Source organism: Streptomyces abyssalis (genome assembly GCF_001751365.1).
In the GTDB taxonomy this organism is placed as follows: domain Bacteria; phylum Actinomycetota; class Actinomycetes; order Streptomycetales; family Streptomycetaceae; genus Streptomyces; species Streptomyces abyssalis.
In genome coordinates this window covers 977,427-993,720 of sequence record NZ_LJGT01000041.1, presented here as the reverse complement: position 1 = coordinate 993,720, position 16,294 = coordinate 977,427, and the positions used below count along the sequence as shown (strand labels likewise).

General features: G+C 71.6%; 17 protein-coding genes. 8 read left to right on the top strand and 9 right to left on the bottom strand.

All coding sequences use genetic code 11. From position 1 onward, the window contains the following. Positions 1-18: 18 nt before the first annotated feature. Genes AN215_RS25220 through AN215_RS25210 form a run of 3 tightly spaced genes read right to left on the bottom strand, consistent with a single transcriptional unit; the run spans position 19 to position 2,266 of the window. Positions 19-351 carry a DUF3817 domain-containing protein gene (locus AN215_RS25220; RefSeq protein ID WP_070010857.1) on the bottom strand — a complete coding sequence of 111 codons (333 nt, stop codon included), beginning with the start codon at positions 349-351 and terminating at the stop codon, positions 19-21. A gap of 34 nt (positions 352-385) precedes the next feature. Beyond that, the gene (locus AN215_RS25215) at positions 386-904 is read right to left on the bottom strand and encodes a MarR family transcriptional regulator (protein WP_070010858.1); all 519 of its coding nucleotides are present in this window, start codon (positions 902-904) and stop codon (positions 386-388) included. Positions 905-925: 21 nt separating this feature from the next. Beyond that, the gene (locus AN215_RS25210; protein WP_070010859.1) at positions 926-2,266 is read right to left on the bottom strand and encodes an MFS transporter; all 1,341 of its coding nucleotides are present in this window, start codon (positions 2,264-2,266) and stop codon (positions 926-928) included. A 73-nt stretch (positions 2,267-2,339) separates the two neighbouring features. Here AN215_RS25210 and AN215_RS25205 point away from each other — a divergent pair, with 73 nt between their 5' ends. After that, positions 2,340-3,359, top strand: coding sequence for an ArsR/SmtB family transcription factor (locus tag AN215_RS25205; RefSeq protein WP_070010860.1), 1,020 nt, complete (start codon positions 2,340-2,342; stop codon positions 3,357-3,359). Between the two features lie 10 nt (positions 3,360-3,369). Here AN215_RS25205 and AN215_RS25200 read toward each other — a convergent pair whose 3' ends face one another. Further along, positions 3,370-3,669, bottom strand: coding sequence for an MTH1187 family thiamine-binding protein (locus AN215_RS25200; RefSeq protein WP_070010861.1), 300 nt, complete (start codon positions 3,667-3,669; stop codon positions 3,370-3,372). Further along, on the bottom strand, positions 3,666-4,061 hold the full coding sequence (locus AN215_RS25195; protein ID WP_070010862.1) for a DUF3817 domain-containing protein: 396 nt from the start codon (positions 4,059-4,061) through the stop codon (positions 3,666-3,668). The genes AN215_RS25200 and AN215_RS25195 overlap by 4 nt, the downstream gene beginning before the upstream one ends. A gap of 92 nt (positions 4,062-4,153) precedes the next feature. Here AN215_RS25195 and AN215_RS25190 point away from each other — a divergent pair, with 92 nt between their 5' ends. From AN215_RS25190 to AN215_RS25175, 4 genes are read left to right on the top strand one after another with little or no spacing between them, the layout of a single operon-like run. Then, entirely contained in the window at positions 4,154-4,792 is a 639-nt protein-coding gene (locus AN215_RS25190; protein WP_079123397.1) for an AIM24 family protein, read from the top strand. Next, positions 4,792-5,442, top strand: coding sequence for an AIM24 family protein (locus tag AN215_RS25185; RefSeq protein ID WP_070010863.1), 651 nt, complete (start codon positions 4,792-4,794; stop codon positions 5,440-5,442). Before AN215_RS25190 ends, AN215_RS25185 begins: the two co-directional genes overlap by 1 nt. After that, positions 5,439-6,215, top strand: coding sequence for an AIM24 family protein (locus AN215_RS25180; RefSeq protein ID WP_070010864.1), 777 nt, complete (start codon positions 5,439-5,441; stop codon positions 6,213-6,215). The genes AN215_RS25185 and AN215_RS25180 overlap by 4 nt, the downstream gene beginning before the upstream one ends. Positions 6,216-6,263: 48 nt before the next feature. After that, entirely contained in the window at positions 6,264-6,749 is a 486-nt protein-coding gene (locus AN215_RS25175) for a MarR family winged helix-turn-helix transcriptional regulator (protein ID WP_070010865.1), read from the top strand. Positions 6,750-6,824: 75 nt separating this feature from the next. Here the strand turns inward: AN215_RS25175 and AN215_RS25170 are convergent, their stop codons facing one another. Beyond that, positions 6,825-8,297: a sensor histidine kinase gene (locus AN215_RS25170; protein ID WP_070010866.1), complete on the bottom strand. Its 1,473-nt coding sequence runs from the start codon at positions 8,295-8,297 to the stop codon at positions 6,825-6,827. Continuing rightward, positions 8,290-8,955, bottom strand: coding sequence for a response regulator transcription factor (locus AN215_RS25165; protein WP_070010867.1), 666 nt, complete (start codon positions 8,953-8,955; stop codon positions 8,290-8,292). Before AN215_RS25165 ends, AN215_RS25170 begins: the two co-directional genes overlap by 8 nt. 121 nt (positions 8,956-9,076) lie before the next feature. Between AN215_RS25165 and AN215_RS25160 the strand changes: the two genes are divergently transcribed. Further along, on the top strand, positions 9,077-9,631 hold the full coding sequence (locus AN215_RS25160; protein WP_070010868.1) for a PepSY domain-containing protein: 555 nt from the start codon (positions 9,077-9,079) through the stop codon (positions 9,629-9,631). 99 nt (positions 9,632-9,730) lie between these two features. On the opposite strand, the gene meaB is transcribed toward AN215_RS25160, so the two are convergent. Both meaB and AN215_RS25150 read right to left on the bottom strand, forming a co-directional pair. Then, positions 9,731-10,690, bottom strand: a complete 960-nt coding sequence (gene meaB, locus AN215_RS25155) for a methylmalonyl Co-A mutase-associated GTPase MeaB (RefSeq protein ID WP_070010869.1) — start codon at positions 10,688-10,690, stop codon at positions 9,731-9,733. A 91-nt stretch (positions 10,691-10,781) separates the two neighbouring features. Continuing rightward, a complete protein-coding gene (locus AN215_RS25150; RefSeq protein ID WP_070010870.1) occupies positions 10,782-11,972 on the bottom strand; it encodes an acetyl-CoA C-acetyltransferase in 1,191 nt (396 codons plus the stop codon). Positions 11,973-12,219: 247 nt separating this feature from the next. Between AN215_RS25150 and mce the strand changes: the two genes are divergently transcribed. Together mce and scy are read left to right on the top strand one after the other, a co-directional pair. Next, positions 12,220-12,681 carry a methylmalonyl-CoA epimerase gene (gene mce, locus AN215_RS25145; RefSeq protein WP_070010871.1) on the top strand — a complete coding sequence of 154 codons (462 nt, stop codon included), beginning with the start codon at positions 12,220-12,222 and terminating at the stop codon, positions 12,679-12,681. Between the two features lie 169 nt (positions 12,682-12,850). After that, entirely contained in the window at positions 12,851-16,204 is a 3,354-nt protein-coding gene (gene scy, locus AN215_RS25140) for a polarized growth protein Scy (protein WP_070010872.1), read from the top strand. Positions 16,205-16,294: the final 90 nt, after the last annotated feature.

The following is a 16,294-nucleotide window of genomic DNA, read 5'->3' as shown; positions in this document are numbered from 1 at the left end:
GTACGGAAGGGGCGGCTGTTACGCCTTGGCGGGAGCGGTGTCCCCGTCCTCGACCAGCGGCGCGACCTCGGCCGCGATCTTGCGCTCGACGAAGAAGGCGGCCGTCGGAATCGTCCCGGAGACCAGGATCCACAGCAGCTTGCCGAACGGCCAGCGGGCCTTCTGCCCCAGGTCGAAGGCGACGACGAGGTAGATCATGTAGAGGAGCCCGTGGGCCTGCGAGACCACGAAGGTCAGGTCCTTGCCCATGCCGAATCCGTACTTGAAGATCATGCAAGTGCACAGCACCAGCAGCATCACAGCGGTGACGTAGGCCATCACCCGGTACCGGGTCAGTACGGACTTCTTCATGGGGACGAGCGTAACGGGCCGTTCCGCGGACCCTTCAGGCGCCCTGGTCCTCCGCGAAGTCCTGAGCGGAGACGCGCAGGGGACGGAGCATCGCGAAGATCTCCCCGCACTCCTCCGCGTCGTACGCGCTCATCCCGAAGTCCACGGCCATCAGCTCCCGGGTCGCCGCCTCGCACACCTCGCGGCCCCTGTCGGTGATGGAGGCGAGTGTGCCCCGGCCGTCCTCGGGATTGGGGCGCTTGTCGACGAGTCCGGACTTCTGGAGCCGGTCGACGGTGTTCGTGACCGACGTCGGGTGCACCATCAGACGCTCGCCGATCTTCGACATCGGCAGCTCGCCGGCTCTCGAGAAGGTGAGCAGCACGAGCGCCTCGTACCGCGCGAAGGTGAGGCCGTAGGGCTTGACCACGGCGTCGACCTGGGCGAGCAGGATCTGCTGGGCTCTCATGATCGAGGTGATCGCGGCCATGGACGGCACCGACCCCCACCGCTGCTTCCAGAGCTCGTCGGCGCGGGCGATCGGGTCGAACGTCAGACTGAGCGGCTTCGGCACGCCGTAAACCCTAATGGGCGCTCACACGTCGGACACAGGCGTCTCAGGAACCGGTCCTCCGGCGCCCTCGCGGGTGCCCGTACGGGCGGCCCCTCCGGCGCCGGGCGCCGGAGCCGCTCGCACCGCACGCACCGCGGCGAGCACGCATGCCGTGCCCAGCACGCCGGCCGCCACGACCGCCCAGTGCGGCGGCATGAACTCCGCGGCGAGGCCGCCCGCCGCCATCCCCATGCCCTGCACCGTCATCATCCCCGCCGTCATCACCGTCATGGCACGGGCCCGCAGCTCCTCCGGGACGGCGTCGAAGAACCAGCGGTCGAGGCCGAGCGTGTAGGCGATGCCCGAACCGGCGACGAGCAGCGCGGCCAGCGCGAGCGGCAGCCCGGGCCGCCAGGCGAAGAGCAGGAACGGCAGCAGCAGACAGCCCGCCAGCGGCAGCACCAGCCGCTCCCGGGCACCGGGCCGCAGCAGCGCGCCCGCGGCCAGTTCGGCCGCGACACCTCCCACCGGCATCGCGGCCAGCAGCAGTCCCACGCCGACCGGCCCGGCACCGATCTCCGCCGAGTACGGAGCGGCAAGCCCCTCCGGTACGACGAGGAAGGCCGGGGGCAGCCAGGTCAGGGCGAGGAGGGCACGTATGCGCCGGTCGGCGAAGAGGGCGCGGGTGCCGGCCCGCGTGCCGCCGCGGAAGCCGCCACGGGCGCCGCCGGAGGTTCCGCCGGGGGAGCCTCCGTCCGCGCCTTCCGATGTGCGTACGCCGGTGATCGGAGGACGGGCCCGGGTGCCGATGCGCAACAGCGCAGCCGAGGCCAGGAACCCGGCGACCGTGAGCAGCAGGGCGCCGCGCGGCGGCAGCACCAGCAGAAGCAGGCCCGTCGCCGCGAAGCCCGCGATCTGGGCCGCCTGCGCCGAGATCCTGATCAGCGAGCGTCCCAGCACGAAGGCGTCGCCCTTGAGGATCTCGCCGAGGCCGGCCGCCCGTACGCCGCCGAACAGCGGCTGCACGAAGGCCGTCACCGCGCGGAGGGCCAGCAGCGCGGCCAGCGGCATGCCCGGCACCGTCATGGCGGCGACGCCCACGGCGCAGACCAGGTCGCATCCCACCAGCACCCGGCGTCCCTCGTACCGTTCGGCGACGGGCGGGAGCAGGGCGCCGCCCAGCGCCTGCGGCATGAACCCCAAGGCGAAGGTGAGGGCGGACATGAAGGGCGAGGCGGTATCGGCGTATACGAGTACGGGCAGTGCGACGTGCGAGACGACGGCGCCCAGCAGCGAGAGCACATGCGCCGCGAAGACGAAGCGGAACTCCCGCACCCGGAAGACTGCCCGGTAGCCGTCGCGCTGCGCGGCAGGAGGAGGCATGGCGGGAAGCCTGTCGCGGGCAGCCCGTGGTCTCTAGTCTTTCGGCACAGCACGAATCCGGGAGGAGGGCGCCATGCCTCATCATCTGCGGTTCGGCGCCGAGGACTTGCTGCGATGCCGCTTCGCCTTCTCCCCGCTGTGCGAGACCCATGAGGCCGTGCGCACGCTGCGCCGCACCGACCGGCACAGCTACCACCTGCCGTGGCTGCGCAGGATCCACGACGCCGTCGCAGGGATCGACCTTGCACCGCTGTGGCTGCTGATGCCGCAACCCAGCGGCTACACACCGGACTTCCTGGGACCGCCGCCGTCGACGAGCGGTGGGCCGCCGGCCGCCTTCGGAGACGAGCTGGAGGAAGTGCGCCGCACCGACCCGGCCCTTGCCCGCGACGAGATCGCCCTCTCCCTCGCGTCCACGCCCGGTGCCGCCGAGTCGGCCCGCGGCCGGGCGATGCTGGAGGACCCGGCGCGCGCCGTGCAGGAGCTGGCGGACCTGACGCAGCGCGCCTGGGACGCGCTGCTGGCCACCGACTGGCCCCGGCTGCGTGACCTGCTGGAGGCCGACATCGCCCACCGCTCACGGCAGCTGGCGGAGGCCGGTCTGGAGCGGCTGTTCGCGGATCTGCATCCGAGGCTGTCCTGGAGCGAGGGCACTCTCTCCGTACGGACCAAGTACCGGGGGGCGATGGTGCAGGAGCTGAGCGGCCGCGGCGTGCTGCTGATGCCGAGCGCGTTCATATGGCCGGACGTGGTCAGCGGCTTCGCGCCGCCCTGGCAGCCCACCGTGATCTATCCGGCGCGCGGTGTCGGCGGCCTGTGGCAGCGGCCCACGCCGGATTCGGCGCAGGCCGTGGCGCGTCTGCTGGGCGCCAACAGGGCTGCCGTGCTGGGCGAGTTGGAGGAGCCGGCGTCCACGACCTCGCTCGCCGCACGTCTCGGGCTCGCGCCGTCGTCGGTCTCCGCCCATCTGTCGGTGCTGCGGGACGCCGGTCTGCTGACCTCACGGCGCGTGCATCACCAAGTGCTCTACGAGCGCACGCCGTTGGGCATCGCGCTGCTGGCGGGGGGCGGCGACACCCCCCGGGCGTCGTGACCGCCGGCGCTCAGCCCTGACCGTTGAGCTGCTGCTCCACCGACTCGACCTTCGAGGTGAGCCCGTCCGTCACGCCCTGCCTGATGTCCGCCTTGAGGACGAGCGAGACGCGCGGAGCACGCTCCTCCACGGCGGCGACGGCCCTGCGCACGACCGCCATGCACTCGTCCCATTCGCCTTCCAGCGACGTGAACATGGCGTCGGTGCGGTTCGGCAGCCCCGACTCGCGGACGATCCGCACCGCCTCCGCGACGTGTTCGCCGACGTCCTCGCCCACGCCGAGCGGTGTGACGGAGAAGGCGACGATCACTGCTTCTCCGCGTTCAGGTTCACGCGCCGCACGTCCTGCTCCTTGCGGGCACGGGCGGCGATCACGCCCGCCTCCTCCTCGCGGCGCAGCATCCTGTCGGCGAAGAAGCCGCCGAGCGGCAGCACGGCCAGGACGAAGATCAGGGCGGCGCGGCCGAGCGGCCACCGCACGCGGTTCCAGGCGTCGGCCCAGAAGAGCACGTAGAGAACGAAGAGCCCGCCGTGCACCGCACCCATCACGGGCACCGCGTTGAAGTCGCTGGTCCGCTTCAGTACGGAGCAGCCCAGCAGCAGGAGGAAGGAGATCGCCTCGGGGGTCGAGACCAGACGGAGGCGGCGCAGGGCGGAGACCGACTTCGGCGGCAGGCCGGTCGGGGTTTCCAGGATGGACACGGCAGACCTCGATCGTTTGTGAAGAGATGCACAAGCGCTGCCCATTCTTGCAGCCTTGCCCTGTCTCGCCCAGCCCAGGGTAGGTTTCCCATGTGCCTCAGTTCCGACTTCACAGTGCGAAAGTGCTCGCCGTCTCGATGAGCGGCGACGCCGTGAAAGCGAAGAACGGTTCCATGGTCGCCTACGAGGGCGAGATGGCGTTCAAGAAGATGTCAGGCGGCGGCGAGGGCCTGCGGGGGATGGTGACCCGCCGGCTGACCGGCGAGCAGATGACGGTCATGGAGGTGAAGGGGCACGGCACGTGCTACTTCGCCGACCGCGCCAGCGACATCAACCTCGTCCAGCTGACCGGCGAGACGCTCCACGTCGAGGCGAGCAACCTGCTCTGCACGGACTCGGGCCTGCGCACCGGTACGACCTTCACCGGGCTGCGCGGCGCCTCCCAGGGCAACGGGCTGTTCACCACCACCGTCGAGGGCACCGGGCAGGCAGCGCTGATGTCCGACGGGCCCGCTGTGGTGCTGCGCGTCGGGCCGGGCATGCCGCTCCAGGTCGACCCGGGCGCGTACATCGCGCACCAGGGGAACCTCCAGCAGCACTTCCAGTCCGGGGTCAACTTCCGCACGATCATGGGTGAAGGGTCCGGCGAGTCCTTCCAGATCCGCTTCGAAGGTGACGGGCTGGTCTATGTGCAGCCCAGCGAGCGCAACACGGTCGGGGGCGAGGTCTGATGCCGTTCCGGGAGATCAACGCCAAGATGGTCGAGGCCCATGTGCAGCCCGGGCAGCGGCTGTTCAGCCAGCGCGGCGCCATGATCGCGTACAAGGGCGACGTCCGCTTCACGCCCAACATGCAGGGCGGACAGGGCGGTCTGACGTCCATGATCGGGCGCCGCGTGGCCAACGAGGCGACGCCGCTGATGACGGTCGAGGGTCAGGGCACCGTGATGTTCGGCCACGGCGGCCACCACGTCGAGGTGATCGAGCTCGACGGCGACACCCTCTGCGTCGAGGCCGACCGGCTGCTCGCCTTCGACGGGACCCTGGAGCAGGGCACGCTCTTCCTCGGCTCGGACGGCGGCGTGATGGGCATGGTCCGCGGCCAGGTCACCGGCCAGGGCCTGTTCACCACCACGCTCAAGGGCAGGGGCGCCGTCGCGGTGATGGCCCACGGCGGGATCATCCAGCTCCCGGTCACCCCGGACCGTCCCGTGCACGTGGACCCGCAGGCGTACGTGGCGCACCACGGCGACGTGCGCAACAAGCTCTCCACGGCGCTCGGCTGGCGCGACATGGTCGGACGCGGCTCCGGCGAGGGCTTCCAGCTCGAACTGTCCGGCAACGGAGCCGTGTTCGTACAGGCAAGTGAGGAGAAGCTGTGAGCACCGCCCCGCGCGTCCTGGACGTCACGACGCTTCCGTCCACCGACAACGTCGACCCCTACACCTTCTGCGTGGAGCTCAACGGGCAGTGGTTCCTGCAGAAGGGCAAGATGATCGCCTACTACGGGCAGATCGACTTCAGCGGAGTCGGCCACGGCCACCTCGACGGTCTCGTCGCCGGCAGCTTCCACTCCCCGCTGCACGCCGCCGACTGGGTCGTGGCCCAGGGCAGCGGCAAGATGCTGCTCGCCGACCGGGCCTTCGACGTCAACTCCTACGACCTGGAGGACGGCAACCTCACGGTGCGCTCCGGGAACCTGCTGGCCTTCGAGCCGTCGCTGTCTCTCAAGCAGTCGATCGTCCCCGGGTTCCTCACCCTCATCGGCACCGGCAAGTTCGTCGCCGCCTCCAACGGAGCGGTGCACTTCGTGGAGCCGCCCGTACGCGTCGACCCGCAGGCCCTGGTGGGCTGGGCGGACTGCCCCTCGCCGTGCCACCACTACGACCACGGCTACCTCAAGGGCGTGCTGGGGGGCATCCGCGCCCTGACGGGCATCGGCGGAGCGTCCGGCGAGGAGCACCAGTTCGAGTTCGTGGGGGCCGGCACCGTCCTTATCCAGTCCAGCGAGACGCTCATGGCGGAGCAGGCGACCGGAGCCGTGCCGCACGAGGCAGGTGTCCCCGGCGGCGGACAGGGCGGTCAGCGCGGCGGGCAGCAGACGCCGCAGCTCCCGGGCCAGCTCGGAGGCCTGCAGCGCAGGTTCGGGCTCTGAGTGCGGGACGGGAGCACATCTGTACGGGCGCTATGTAAAGTCTCGTTCATGGACACCGACGACGGCACCAACGGCACCCGTTGGCTCACCGCTGACGAGCAGAGAGCCTGGCGCATCCACCTGGACGTCAGCAGGCTGCTCATGTACCAGCTGGAGCGTGACCTCCAGCCGTTCGGCCTGACCATGAACGACTACGAGATCCTGGTCAACCTATCCGAGTCCGAGGAGCACCGGATGCGGATGAGCGACCTCGCGACATCCACGCTGCAGTCCAAGAGCCGCCTCTCGCACCAGATCACGCGCATGGAGAAGGCGGGCCTGGTCCGCCGCGAGAACTGCGAGTCCGACAAGCGCGGACTCTTCGCCGTGCTGACCGAGGAGGGGTGGGAGACGATGCGCAGCGTCGCGCCCCACCATGTCGACTCCGTACGGCGCCACTTCATCGACCGCATGGCACCGGAGGACCTCGGCCACCTGCGCGAGACGCTCCTGCCGGTTGCCGAGAAGCTGCGGGCCGAGCGGGGCCGGTTCTAGGCCACCACCCGCACTTCGCCGAGGCCCGTCACACGGGCCCGCGGCCGGGACCGGCCGCCCTCAGGCTCGTCGCCGTCACGCCGCCGGCAGCCGCAGTACGAAGCGGGAGCCCGCCGGAACCGTCAGCGTCCCGCCGTGCCGTGCCGCCACGTCGCGGGCGATGGCGAGGCCGAGCCCGGCACCGCCCTCGTCGCGGCTGCGGGCGTCGTCGAGCCGTACGAAGCGCTCGAAGATCCGCTCCCGTTCCGCCTCGGGCACGCCGGGCCCGTCGTCCTCGACCACCAGCTCCACCCACCGGCCGTCCGTCTCGCGGCTCTCCTGTACGGACACGAGGACCCGCGACGCCGCGTGCCGCTGCGCGTTCTGCAGCAGATTGACCACCACGCGCGCCAACTGCGCCCTCGATCCGGTCACTTCGCCGTCCGTCATCTCCCCGAGCCGTACGGGGTGCGGCTGCGGCTGCTGCTGAGCCAGCTCCTCCCGTACGAGCGCACCCAGCGCCACGCGGCCGTCCCCGGGCCGCTCGCCGGCGTCCAGGCGGGCGAGCAGCAGCAGGTCGGTCGCCAGCTGCTGCAGCCGCACGGTGTCCTGGACCGCCCCGTCCACATCCAGCAGGTCCGGGTGCGCAGCACCCACCTCCAGCTGTGTCCGCAGGGACGCGATGGGGCTGCGCAGCTCGTGCGAGACGTCCGCGACGAAGCGCCGCTGACGTTCGACCGAGGACTCGAGCGCGGCCAGGGTGTCGTTCGTCGTACGGGCGAGCCGCGCCACCTCGTCCCGTGCGTCGGGCTCGGGCACGCGCCGCGACAGGTCGGCGCTGGCCATGATCCCGGCCATCTCGCTGCGGATGCCCTCCACCGGCTGCAGCGCACGCCGCGTCACCAGCCACGTCACGCCCCCGACGACGAGCAGCATCACCGGCAGTCCGACGAGCATCGCCTGCGTCACCGACGAGACCGCCTCCTGCTGGTCCTTGAGGGACGCGCCCGCGTAGACGGTCACCGGGGTGCCGTCGCGGGTACGGCTCTGCACGCCGACGACGGTGAAGTCCTGGCCGTCCAGGCCGACGGTCCGCTCCTCGGCGTCCCGGTCGACCTCGGCTGCGGCTCCGGCGGCGGCCGCGCCTCCGTCCTCGTCCGCCTCCTCGCCGGCGTCGTCGGTCGCGTCGTCGCCGGCGTCCTCGGTCTCCTGTCCGGCTGTGCCGTCGCCGGACTTGTCCTCGTCCTCGTCGGGACGGTTGAAGCCGGCGACCGGGCCTTCTCCCCGCAGGGTTCCGCCGGCGCCGAGCACCTTCCCGCCGGGGCCCACGACCTGGGCGGGTTCGTCCTCGTCGGTGTCGAGCCCGTCCAGCTCCCGCACACCGCGGGCGTCCACGTCCGAGACCTCCGCGGCGACCGAGCGGGCCGCGGACTCCGCCTGGAGCCGTGCGTTGCCCGCGAGCCCGTCCCGCAGCACCGCGACGACGGCGAACCCGGCGGCCACGAGTGCGACCGCCACGACGAGGGCAGCGCCCAGTGCGGCGCGCGTCCTGACCGATCCCCTACGCACCGGCGTCCACCAGCCGGTATCCGGCGCCGCGCACGGTGGCGATCCAGCCCGCCCCGAGTTTGCGGCGCAGCGCGCTGACGTAGACCTCGACGATGTTGACGTCGCCCTCGTAAGCGAAGTCCCAGACGTGTTCCAGGATTTCCGACTTGGAGACGACGTCCCCTGCCCTGACCGCGAGATGCTCCAGCACCGCGAACTCCTTCGCCGTCACCTCCACGTCCCACTCCCCCACGCTCACCCGGTGGGTCCCCGGGTCGACGCAGAGCTCGCCCAGCTGCAGCACCGTGCGTGCGCCCCTCGTACGCCGCCGCAGCAGCGCACGGACCCTGGCGAGCAGCACGACGTACGAGAACGGCTTGGTCAGGTAGTCGTCGGCACCGGTGTCGAGGCCCTCGGCCTCGTCGTACTCGCCGTCCTTCGCGGTCAGCATCAGCACGGGCGTCTCGTCTCCCGCCGCGCGCAGGGCGCCGCAGACCCGGTAGCCGTTCATGCCGGGCAGCATGATGTCGAGCACGATCAGGTCGTACGTGCCCTCGCTCGCCCGGTGCAGCCCCTCCTTGCCGTCGTGCACGACATCGACGGCGAATCCCTCGGCGCTCAGCCCCCGGGCGAGCGAGAGGGCGAGCCGGCGCTCGTCCTCCACGATCAGCAGACGCATGGGTCCACTCTCCCGCATCCCACCTGAAGAGATCTTCAGGTGGCTTCAGGCTGCCTTCAGCATCGTCCGGCCACGGTGGGACCCACTGTGAGAGACACAGCGACCCACTCGGGAGGAACCCATGAAGCGCAAGCTGGCCATCGCGACCATCACGGCCGCGGCACTCGTCGGCACCGGCACCGTCTCCGCCGTGGCCATGGCGGACGACGGCGCCCAGAAGAGCGCACAGGTCGCGAGCGCTCCCCACTCCGCGGACGACCGCGACGACCGGGACGACCGCAACGACAAGGATGACCGTGACGACGACCGGGACGACCGCGACGACCGCGACGACAAGGACGACCGGGCCGAGGACGCCAGGGACGGCAAGGACGACGACGTCGCTCCCGCCGGCCTGAAGGTCTCCGCCGCCGACGCGGCGAGCAAGGCCGCCTCGAAGGGCACGGTCACATCGGTCGACCTGGACGACGACAGGAACAACCGTGTCTGGGAGGTCGAGACGACCGACAAGAGCGGCAAGCAGCAGGACTTCCTCGTCGACGCCGACTCGGGCAAGCTCACCCAGCAGACCGCGGACGACGACCGGGACGGCGAGCGTTCCGACGACGACCGGGACGACCGCAACGACAAGGACGACCGCGACGACCGGGATGACGACGGCCGCGCCGACGACTGACCCCGGACCACGAAGGGCGGCGGGACCGGATTCCGGTCCCGCCGCCCGTGAGTTCGCACTCCCCCTGCCGCCGGACCCTCGGCCGCCCGCACAGGACGGCTACTGCTCGGTGACGCCCGCGATCAGTTCGTCCGCCGCCGCGTACGGGTCGAGAGAACCCCCGACGACCTTCTCCGCCAGCGCGCCCAGCCGCTTCCGGCCCCGCAGCTCCCCCATCCGCTCCCGCAGCGCCGTCACCGCGATCGTCTCGATCTCCCGGGCGGCGCGCCGCGCACGCCGCTCCGCGAGCACCCCGTGCTCCTCCATCCAGGCGCGGTGCTTCTCCAGCGCCTGCATGACCTCTTCGACGCCCTCGCTCCGCGCGGCGACGGTCTTGACGATGGGCGGCCGCCAGTCCCCGGGCGACCGGGCCTCGCCGAGCCCCAGCATGTGGTTGAGCTCGCGGACGGTCGCGTCGGCTCCGTCCCGGTCGGCCTTGTTCACGACGTACACGTCACCGATCTCGAGGATCCCCGCCTTCGCGGCCTGGATCCCGTCCCCCATCCCCGGGGCGAGCAGCACGACGCTCGTGTCCGCCTGCGCGGCGATCTCGACCTCGCTCTGGCCGACCCCGACGGTCTCGACGAGCACCACGTCGCAGCCCGCGGCGTCCAGCACGCGGATGGCCTGCGGGGCGGCCCACGCCAGCCCGCCCAAGTGACCGCGCGTGGCCATCGAGCGGATGTAGACGCCGGGATCGGAGGCGTGCTCGCCCATCCGCACCCGGTCACCGAGCAGCGCACCGCCGGAGAAGGGCGAGGACGGGTCGACGGCGAGGATGCCCACCCGCTTGCCGGCCCGCCGGAACGCGGTCACCAGCGCCGAGGTGGAGGTGGACTTGCCGACGCCGGGCGAACCGGTCAGGCCCACCACGTACGCGTTGCCGCAGCGCGGCGCGAGCGCCGCCATGACCTCGCGCAGCTGCGGGGACGCCCCCTCCACGAGAGAGATGAGCCGGGCCACGGCCCTCGGCCGGCCCTCCCTCGCCTGCTCGACCAGCTCGGAGACGTCCACCGCCATGCCTGCTGCGCTCCCCTGTCCTCAGTTCGCTGTCACCACGTCCGTCTGCGACGCGGCGGCCCGCACGGCCACCACGCCATGGCGCCCGGACCTACCCGTTCGCCTTCCCCGGAACGCGCAGCAGCAGTGCGTCGCCCTGTCCGCCGCCGCCGCAGAGCGCGGCCGCACCGGTGCCGCCGCCCCGGCGCCGCAGCTCCAGGGCGAGGTGGAGCACGATACGCGCGCCGGACATCCCGATCGGATGGCCGAGCGCGATGGCACCGCCGTTGACGTTCACCTTTTCGGGGCCGACGCCGAGATCGTTCGTTGACTGCACGGCGACGGCCGCGAACGCCTCGTTGATCTCGATGAGATCGAGGTCCGCCGCCCCGAGCCCGGACCCGTCCTTCGCCAGCGCGTGCTCGATCGCACGCGAGGGCTGCGACTGGAGGGAGTTGTCCGGCCCGGCCACGTTGCCGTGCGCGCCGATCTCCGCGAGCCACTCGACGCCCAGCTCCTCGGCCTTGGCCCGGCTCATCACGACCACGGCGGCCGCACCGTCGGAGATCTGGGAGGCGGAACCGGCGGTGATGGTCCCGTCCTTGGCGAACGCGGGCTTCAGCTTGCCCAGCGACTCGGCCGTGGTCTCCCCGCGGATGCCCTCGTCCTCGCTGAAGACGACGGGGTCGCCCTTGCGCTGCGGGATCTCCACCGGAGTGATCTCGGCCTCGAAGAGGCCGTTCTTCTGCGCGGCGGCGGCACGCTGATGGGAGCGCGCCGCGACCTCGTCCTGCTCGGGACGCGCGATGCCGAGCCGGGTGTTGTGCTTCTCGGTGGACGCGCCCATGGCGATGTTCTCGAAGGAGTCGGTCAGCCCGTCGTGTGCCATCGCGTCGAGCATCTCGACGGCTCCGTACTTGTAGCCCTCGCGGGACTTGGGCAGCAGGTGCGGCGCGTTCGTCATCGACTCCTGTCCGCCGGCCACCACGATGTCGAACTCGCCCGCCCGCACGAGCTGGTCGGCCAGCGCGATCGCGTCGAGCCCGGAGAGGCACACCTTGTTCACGGTCAGGGCCGGCACGTTCATCGGGATGCCTGCCTTGACGGCGGCCTGACGGGCGGGGATCTGGCCGGCGCCGGCCTGGAGCACCTGCCCCATGATCACGTACTGGACCTGGTCGCCGCTGATCCCGGCCCGCTCCAGCGCCGCCTTGATCGCGAAGCCGCCGAGGTCGGCCCCTGAGAAGGACTTGAGCGAGCCGAGCAGCCGTCCCATGGGCGTACGGGCGCCGGAGACGATCACAGAGGTACCAGTCATCAGGTTCAGATCCCTTCCTGAGGGTCCCCCGGGCCACAGGGCTCAGGGGTGGGGTCCACCCGGCCGCGAGGCAGAGGGGATGGGGTACCCCGGGCCGCCAGGCCCAGGGAGCTAACGAGGGTTAACGGGGACTGCGGCCAATGTACTGAGCGGTACGCCACCGGGTCACCGGTCAGCGGGTGTGACCGTGCGCACGTTGCGTAACCGGGTGCCCGGACGCTGCACTGGGGCAATGCTGACGCGTATCGACCACATCGGGATCGCCTGTTTCGACCTGGACAAGACCGTCGACTTCTACCGTGCCACGTACGGCTTCGAGGTCTTCCACACCGAGGTCAACGAGGAGCAGGGGGTCCGCGAGGCCATGCTCCGCATCAACGGCACGGACGACGGCGGCGCCTCGTACATCCAGCTCCTGGAGCCGGTGCGCGAGGACTCCACCGTCGCGAAGTGGCTGGACAAGAACGGTGAGGGCGTCCACCACATCGCCTTCGGCACCGCCGACGTGGACACCGACTCTGAGGAGATCCGCGGCCGCGGGGTGCGGGTTCTCTACGACGAGCCGCGCAGGGGTTCGATGGACTCGCGGATCACCTTCCTCCACCCCAAGGACTGCCACGGAGTCCTCACCGAGTTGGTCACCGCGGCCGCCTCGCACACCTCTGAGTACTCATCGGCAACAACGAGCCACTGACGGCTGCCTTTCGGCCCGGTAGAGTGGCCACTCGGCCGGGGAGGGCCTCCGCACCATCCCGAGGAGGGTCCGGGCTGGGGGTCCGGCCCGGAGTTCTGCCGATGATCTGACACCATCGCCACGAGGGGTCAGTTCACCACCACGACCAGGGGACGGATGGGACCGCGCAGTGCGGGGCTACGACCGCTACGAGGCTGACGACCACCTCTCGCAGTTCGAGGCCGAGATGGAGCGGCTGAAGAAGGAGCGGGAGAAGGCCGTCGACCATGCCGACGACCTCGGCTATCAGGTCGAAGTGCTGCGCGCCAAGCTGCACGAGGCGCGCCGCGCTCTCGCCACGCGTCCGGCCGGGTACGACAACCTCTCCCAGCAGGCCGAGTCGCTGCTTCGCAACGCCCAGCTCCAGGCCGACCAGATGCGGGCCGACGCCGAGCGCGAGTTGCGCGACGCCCGCATGGAGACTCAGCGGCTGCTCCAGGAGCGGGCCGAGCAGCAGTCCCGGCTGGAGTCGGAGCTACATGCCGAGGCCGTACGCCGCCGCCAGCAGCTCGACCAGGAGCTGGCCGAGCGCCGCTCCACCGTCGAATCCCACGTCAACGAGAACGTGGCCTGGGCCGAGCAGCTGCGCGCCCGTACGGAACAGCAGGCGCAGCGCCTCCTGGAGGAGACGCGCGCCGAGTCCGAGCGCTCACTGACGCAGGCCCGCGAAGAGGCCGAGCGGCACGCCGACGACACCCGCAGCAGGATGACCTCGGAGGCCGAGAAGGCCCGCGCGGAAGCCGACGCGATCCTGCGGCGGGCGCGCGCCGAGGCGGAGCGGTTGATCAATTCCGCTTCGACGCAGGCCCAGGAGGCCACCGAGCACGCCGAGCAGCTCCGCACCTCCTCCACCTCCGAGTCCGAGTCCTCGCGGCGCGAGGCCGCCGACCTGGTGCGCCGGGCCGGAGAGCGGATGCAGGAGGCGGAGGCCGCGCTGCGCGAGGCCCGCTCCGAGGCCGAGCAGAAGCTGTCGAAGGCGACCGAGGCGGCGGAGAAGCTGCTCTCGGACGCCGAATCGGACAACGAGCAGCGGCTCCGCACCGCCAAGAACGAAGTCGCCCGCATGGTCGGCGAGGCCACCAAGGAGTCCGAGGCCATCAAGGCCGAGGCGGACCAGCTTCGCGAGGAGGCCAAGGCCGCCGCCGAGCAGCTGATCGAGGAGGCCAAGGCAGAGGCCCGCTCCCGCTCGGCCGAGGAGTCCGCCAACCAGCTCGCCGAGGCGGCACGTACGGCGGAGGACGCCCTCGACAAGGCGTCCGAGGAGGCCAGGGCCACCACGCGCAAGGCCGGTGAGGAAGCCGAACGGATCCGCCGGGAGGCGGAGGACGAGGCCGAACGGCTGCGCAGCGAGGCCCAACAGCTCGTCGAAGAGCTCGAAGGCGCCGCCAAGGACGACACGAAGGAGTACCGCGAGAAGACCGTCGAGTTCCAGGAGGAGGCCCGGCGGCTGCGCGGAGAGGCCGAGCAGCTGCGCGCGGAGGCGGTCGAGGAGGGCGAGCGGATCCGGAGCGAGGCCCGCCGCGACGCCGTCCAGCAGATCGAGGAGGCGGCCAACCACGCCGAGGAACTCCTGGTCAAGGCCAAGGCGGACGCGGAGGACACCCGCACCGAGGCGGCCAACGAGAGCGACCGCGTACGCACCGAGGCCATCGAGCGGGCCACGACGCTGCGCCGCCAGGCCGAGGAGACGCTGGAGCGGGCCAACACCGAGGCGGAGGAGCTGCGTTCGACCGCCGAGCAGCAGGCGGGGCAGACGCGCACGGACGCCGACGAGGCCGGCAGGCGCATCCGCGAGGAGGCCGAGCAGGCCGCCAAGGACCGCAAGGCGGAGGCCGCCGCGGAGCTGGAGCGGCTCCACTCGGAGGCGGAGACCAAGCTCACGGAGGCCGAGCGCGAACTCAGCGAGGCGCACAGCGAGTCGGAGCGCCTGCGTGAGGAGGCCCGCGCCGAGACCGAGCGGCTGCGCACGGAGTCGGCCGAGCGGCTGCGCACCCTCCAGCAGCAGGCGGAGGAGGAGGCCGAACGGCTGCGCAGCGAGGCGCACTCGGACGCCTCCCAGTCCCGGGCGGAGGGCGAGGCGCTGGCCGTACAGCTGCGCAGCGACGCCGCCTCCGAGGCGGAACGGCTGCGCAACGAGGCCCAGGACACCGCCGACCGGATCAGGTCGGAGGCCAACGCCGCCGCGGAACGTGTGAACGCTGAGGCCGCCGAAGCGCTCGAGGCCGCCCGCGAGGAGGCCGACCGGCGGCGGCGCGAGGCCGAGGAGCTGCTGGCCGGCGCCCGCGAGGAGGCGCACAGGGAGCGCACCGACGCACGGGAGCAGAGCGACGAACTCCTGGCCACGGCCCGGCAGCGGGTCGAGGACGCGCAGAGCGAGGCGGCCCGGCTCGTCGAGGAGGCGGAGCGCCGCGCGGCCGACATGGTCAGCGCCGCGGAGGAGACCGCTCAGCAGGTACGGGACTCGGTCACGGGCCTCCACGAGCGCGCGGAGGAGGAGATCACGCGCCGGCGGGCCGCGGCCGAGAAGGCTGCGGCGGAGCTGCGGCGGGAGGCGCAGGAGGAGTCCGAGGCCGCCAAGTCGATGGCGGAGACCACGGTTTCGGAGGCCCTGGAAGAGGCGGACAGGAGCCGCGCCGAGTCGGAGCGCGTCCTCGACGAGGCCCGCGAGGAGGCCGCCCGCCGGCGCAACGACGCCGCCGAGCAGGCCGACCGGCTGCTCGCGGAGGCCCGCGAGGAGGCCCGCCGCACACAGACGACGGCGGAGGAACAGGCCGACAGCATGGTGGGCGCGGCCCGCAGGGAGTCCGACCGTCTGGTCAGCGAGGCCCGCGAGGACAGCCGCCAGGTGGTGGAGAAGGCACGCAACGACTCCAACACCATGCTGGAGGAGGCCCGGAGCGACTCCGCCGCGATCCGGGAGCGTACGCAGGAGCAGCGCACCCGTGTCGAGCGCGAGATCGAAAAGCTGCACGAGCGGGCCCGCAGGGAGTCCTCCGAGGCCATGCAGGCCGCGGGAGAGCGCTGCGACAAGCTCGTGAAGGCGGCGCAGGAACAGCTGCGTGACGCCGAGGAGAAGGCCGCACGCCTCGTACGCGAGGCCGACAACGAGGCGAGCAACGTCCGTGTCTCCGCGGTCAAGAAGGCCGAGGGCCTGCTCAAGGACGCCGAGCAGCGCAAGGCCGAACTCGTACGCGAGGCCCAGCAGATCAGGGACGAGGCCAGGGCCGAGGCGGAGACGACCGTCGAGGCCGGGCAGCGTGAACTGGAGGTGCTGGAGCGCCGCCAGGAGGACATCAACGCCGAGATCTCGCGCGTGCAGGATGTACTGGAAGCACTGGAATCCTTCGAAACCCCCGGATCCGGCGGAGGTACGGACAAGGGGGGCGGTAAGAAGGGCGGCGCCGACGCCGGGTCAACCAATGGCGTGGCGGCGGGTGTTGGCGCAGGTACGACTCGGTCCGCTGGCAAGGAGTCCGGAAGTTAGCCACTCGAACGAGCGCACATTCTCCAGATCAAACCCGCAATGGCTCGATGACACGCCGTCTTGGCCCCTAGGATTCCCCTATCACTCCCC

Coding starts and splice junctions, on each gene's coding strand:
- AN215_RS25220 (WP_070010857.1), bottom strand. CDS start 351: ATGAAGAAGTCCGTACTGACCCGGTACCGGGTGATGGCCTACGTCACC.
- AN215_RS25210 (WP_070010859.1), bottom strand. CDS start 2,266: ATGCCTCCTCCTGCCGCGCAGCGCGACGGCTACCGGGCAGTCTTCCGG.
- AN215_RS25205 (WP_070010860.1), top strand. CDS start 2,340: ATGCCTCATCATCTGCGGTTCGGCGCCGAGGACTTGCTGCGATGCCGC.
- AN215_RS25185 (WP_070010863.1), top strand. CDS start 4,792: ATGCCGTTCCGGGAGATCAACGCCAAGATGGTCGAGGCCCATGTGCAG.
- AN215_RS25175 (WP_070010865.1), top strand. CDS start 6,264: ATGGACACCGACGACGGCACCAACGGCACCCGTTGGCTCACCGCTGAC.
- AN215_RS25165 (WP_070010867.1), bottom strand. CDS start 8,955: ATGCGTCTGCTGATCGTGGAGGACGAGCGCCGGCTCGCCCTCTCGCTC.
- AN215_RS25160 (WP_070010868.1), top strand. CDS start 9,077: ATGAAGCGCAAGCTGGCCATCGCGACCATCACGGCCGCGGCACTCGTC.
- meaB (WP_070010869.1), bottom strand. CDS start 10,690: ATGGCGGTGGACGTCTCCGAGCTGGTCGAGCAGGCGAGGGAGGGCCGG.
- mce (WP_070010871.1), top strand. CDS start 12,220: ATGCTGACGCGTATCGACCACATCGGGATCGCCTGTTTCGACCTGGAC.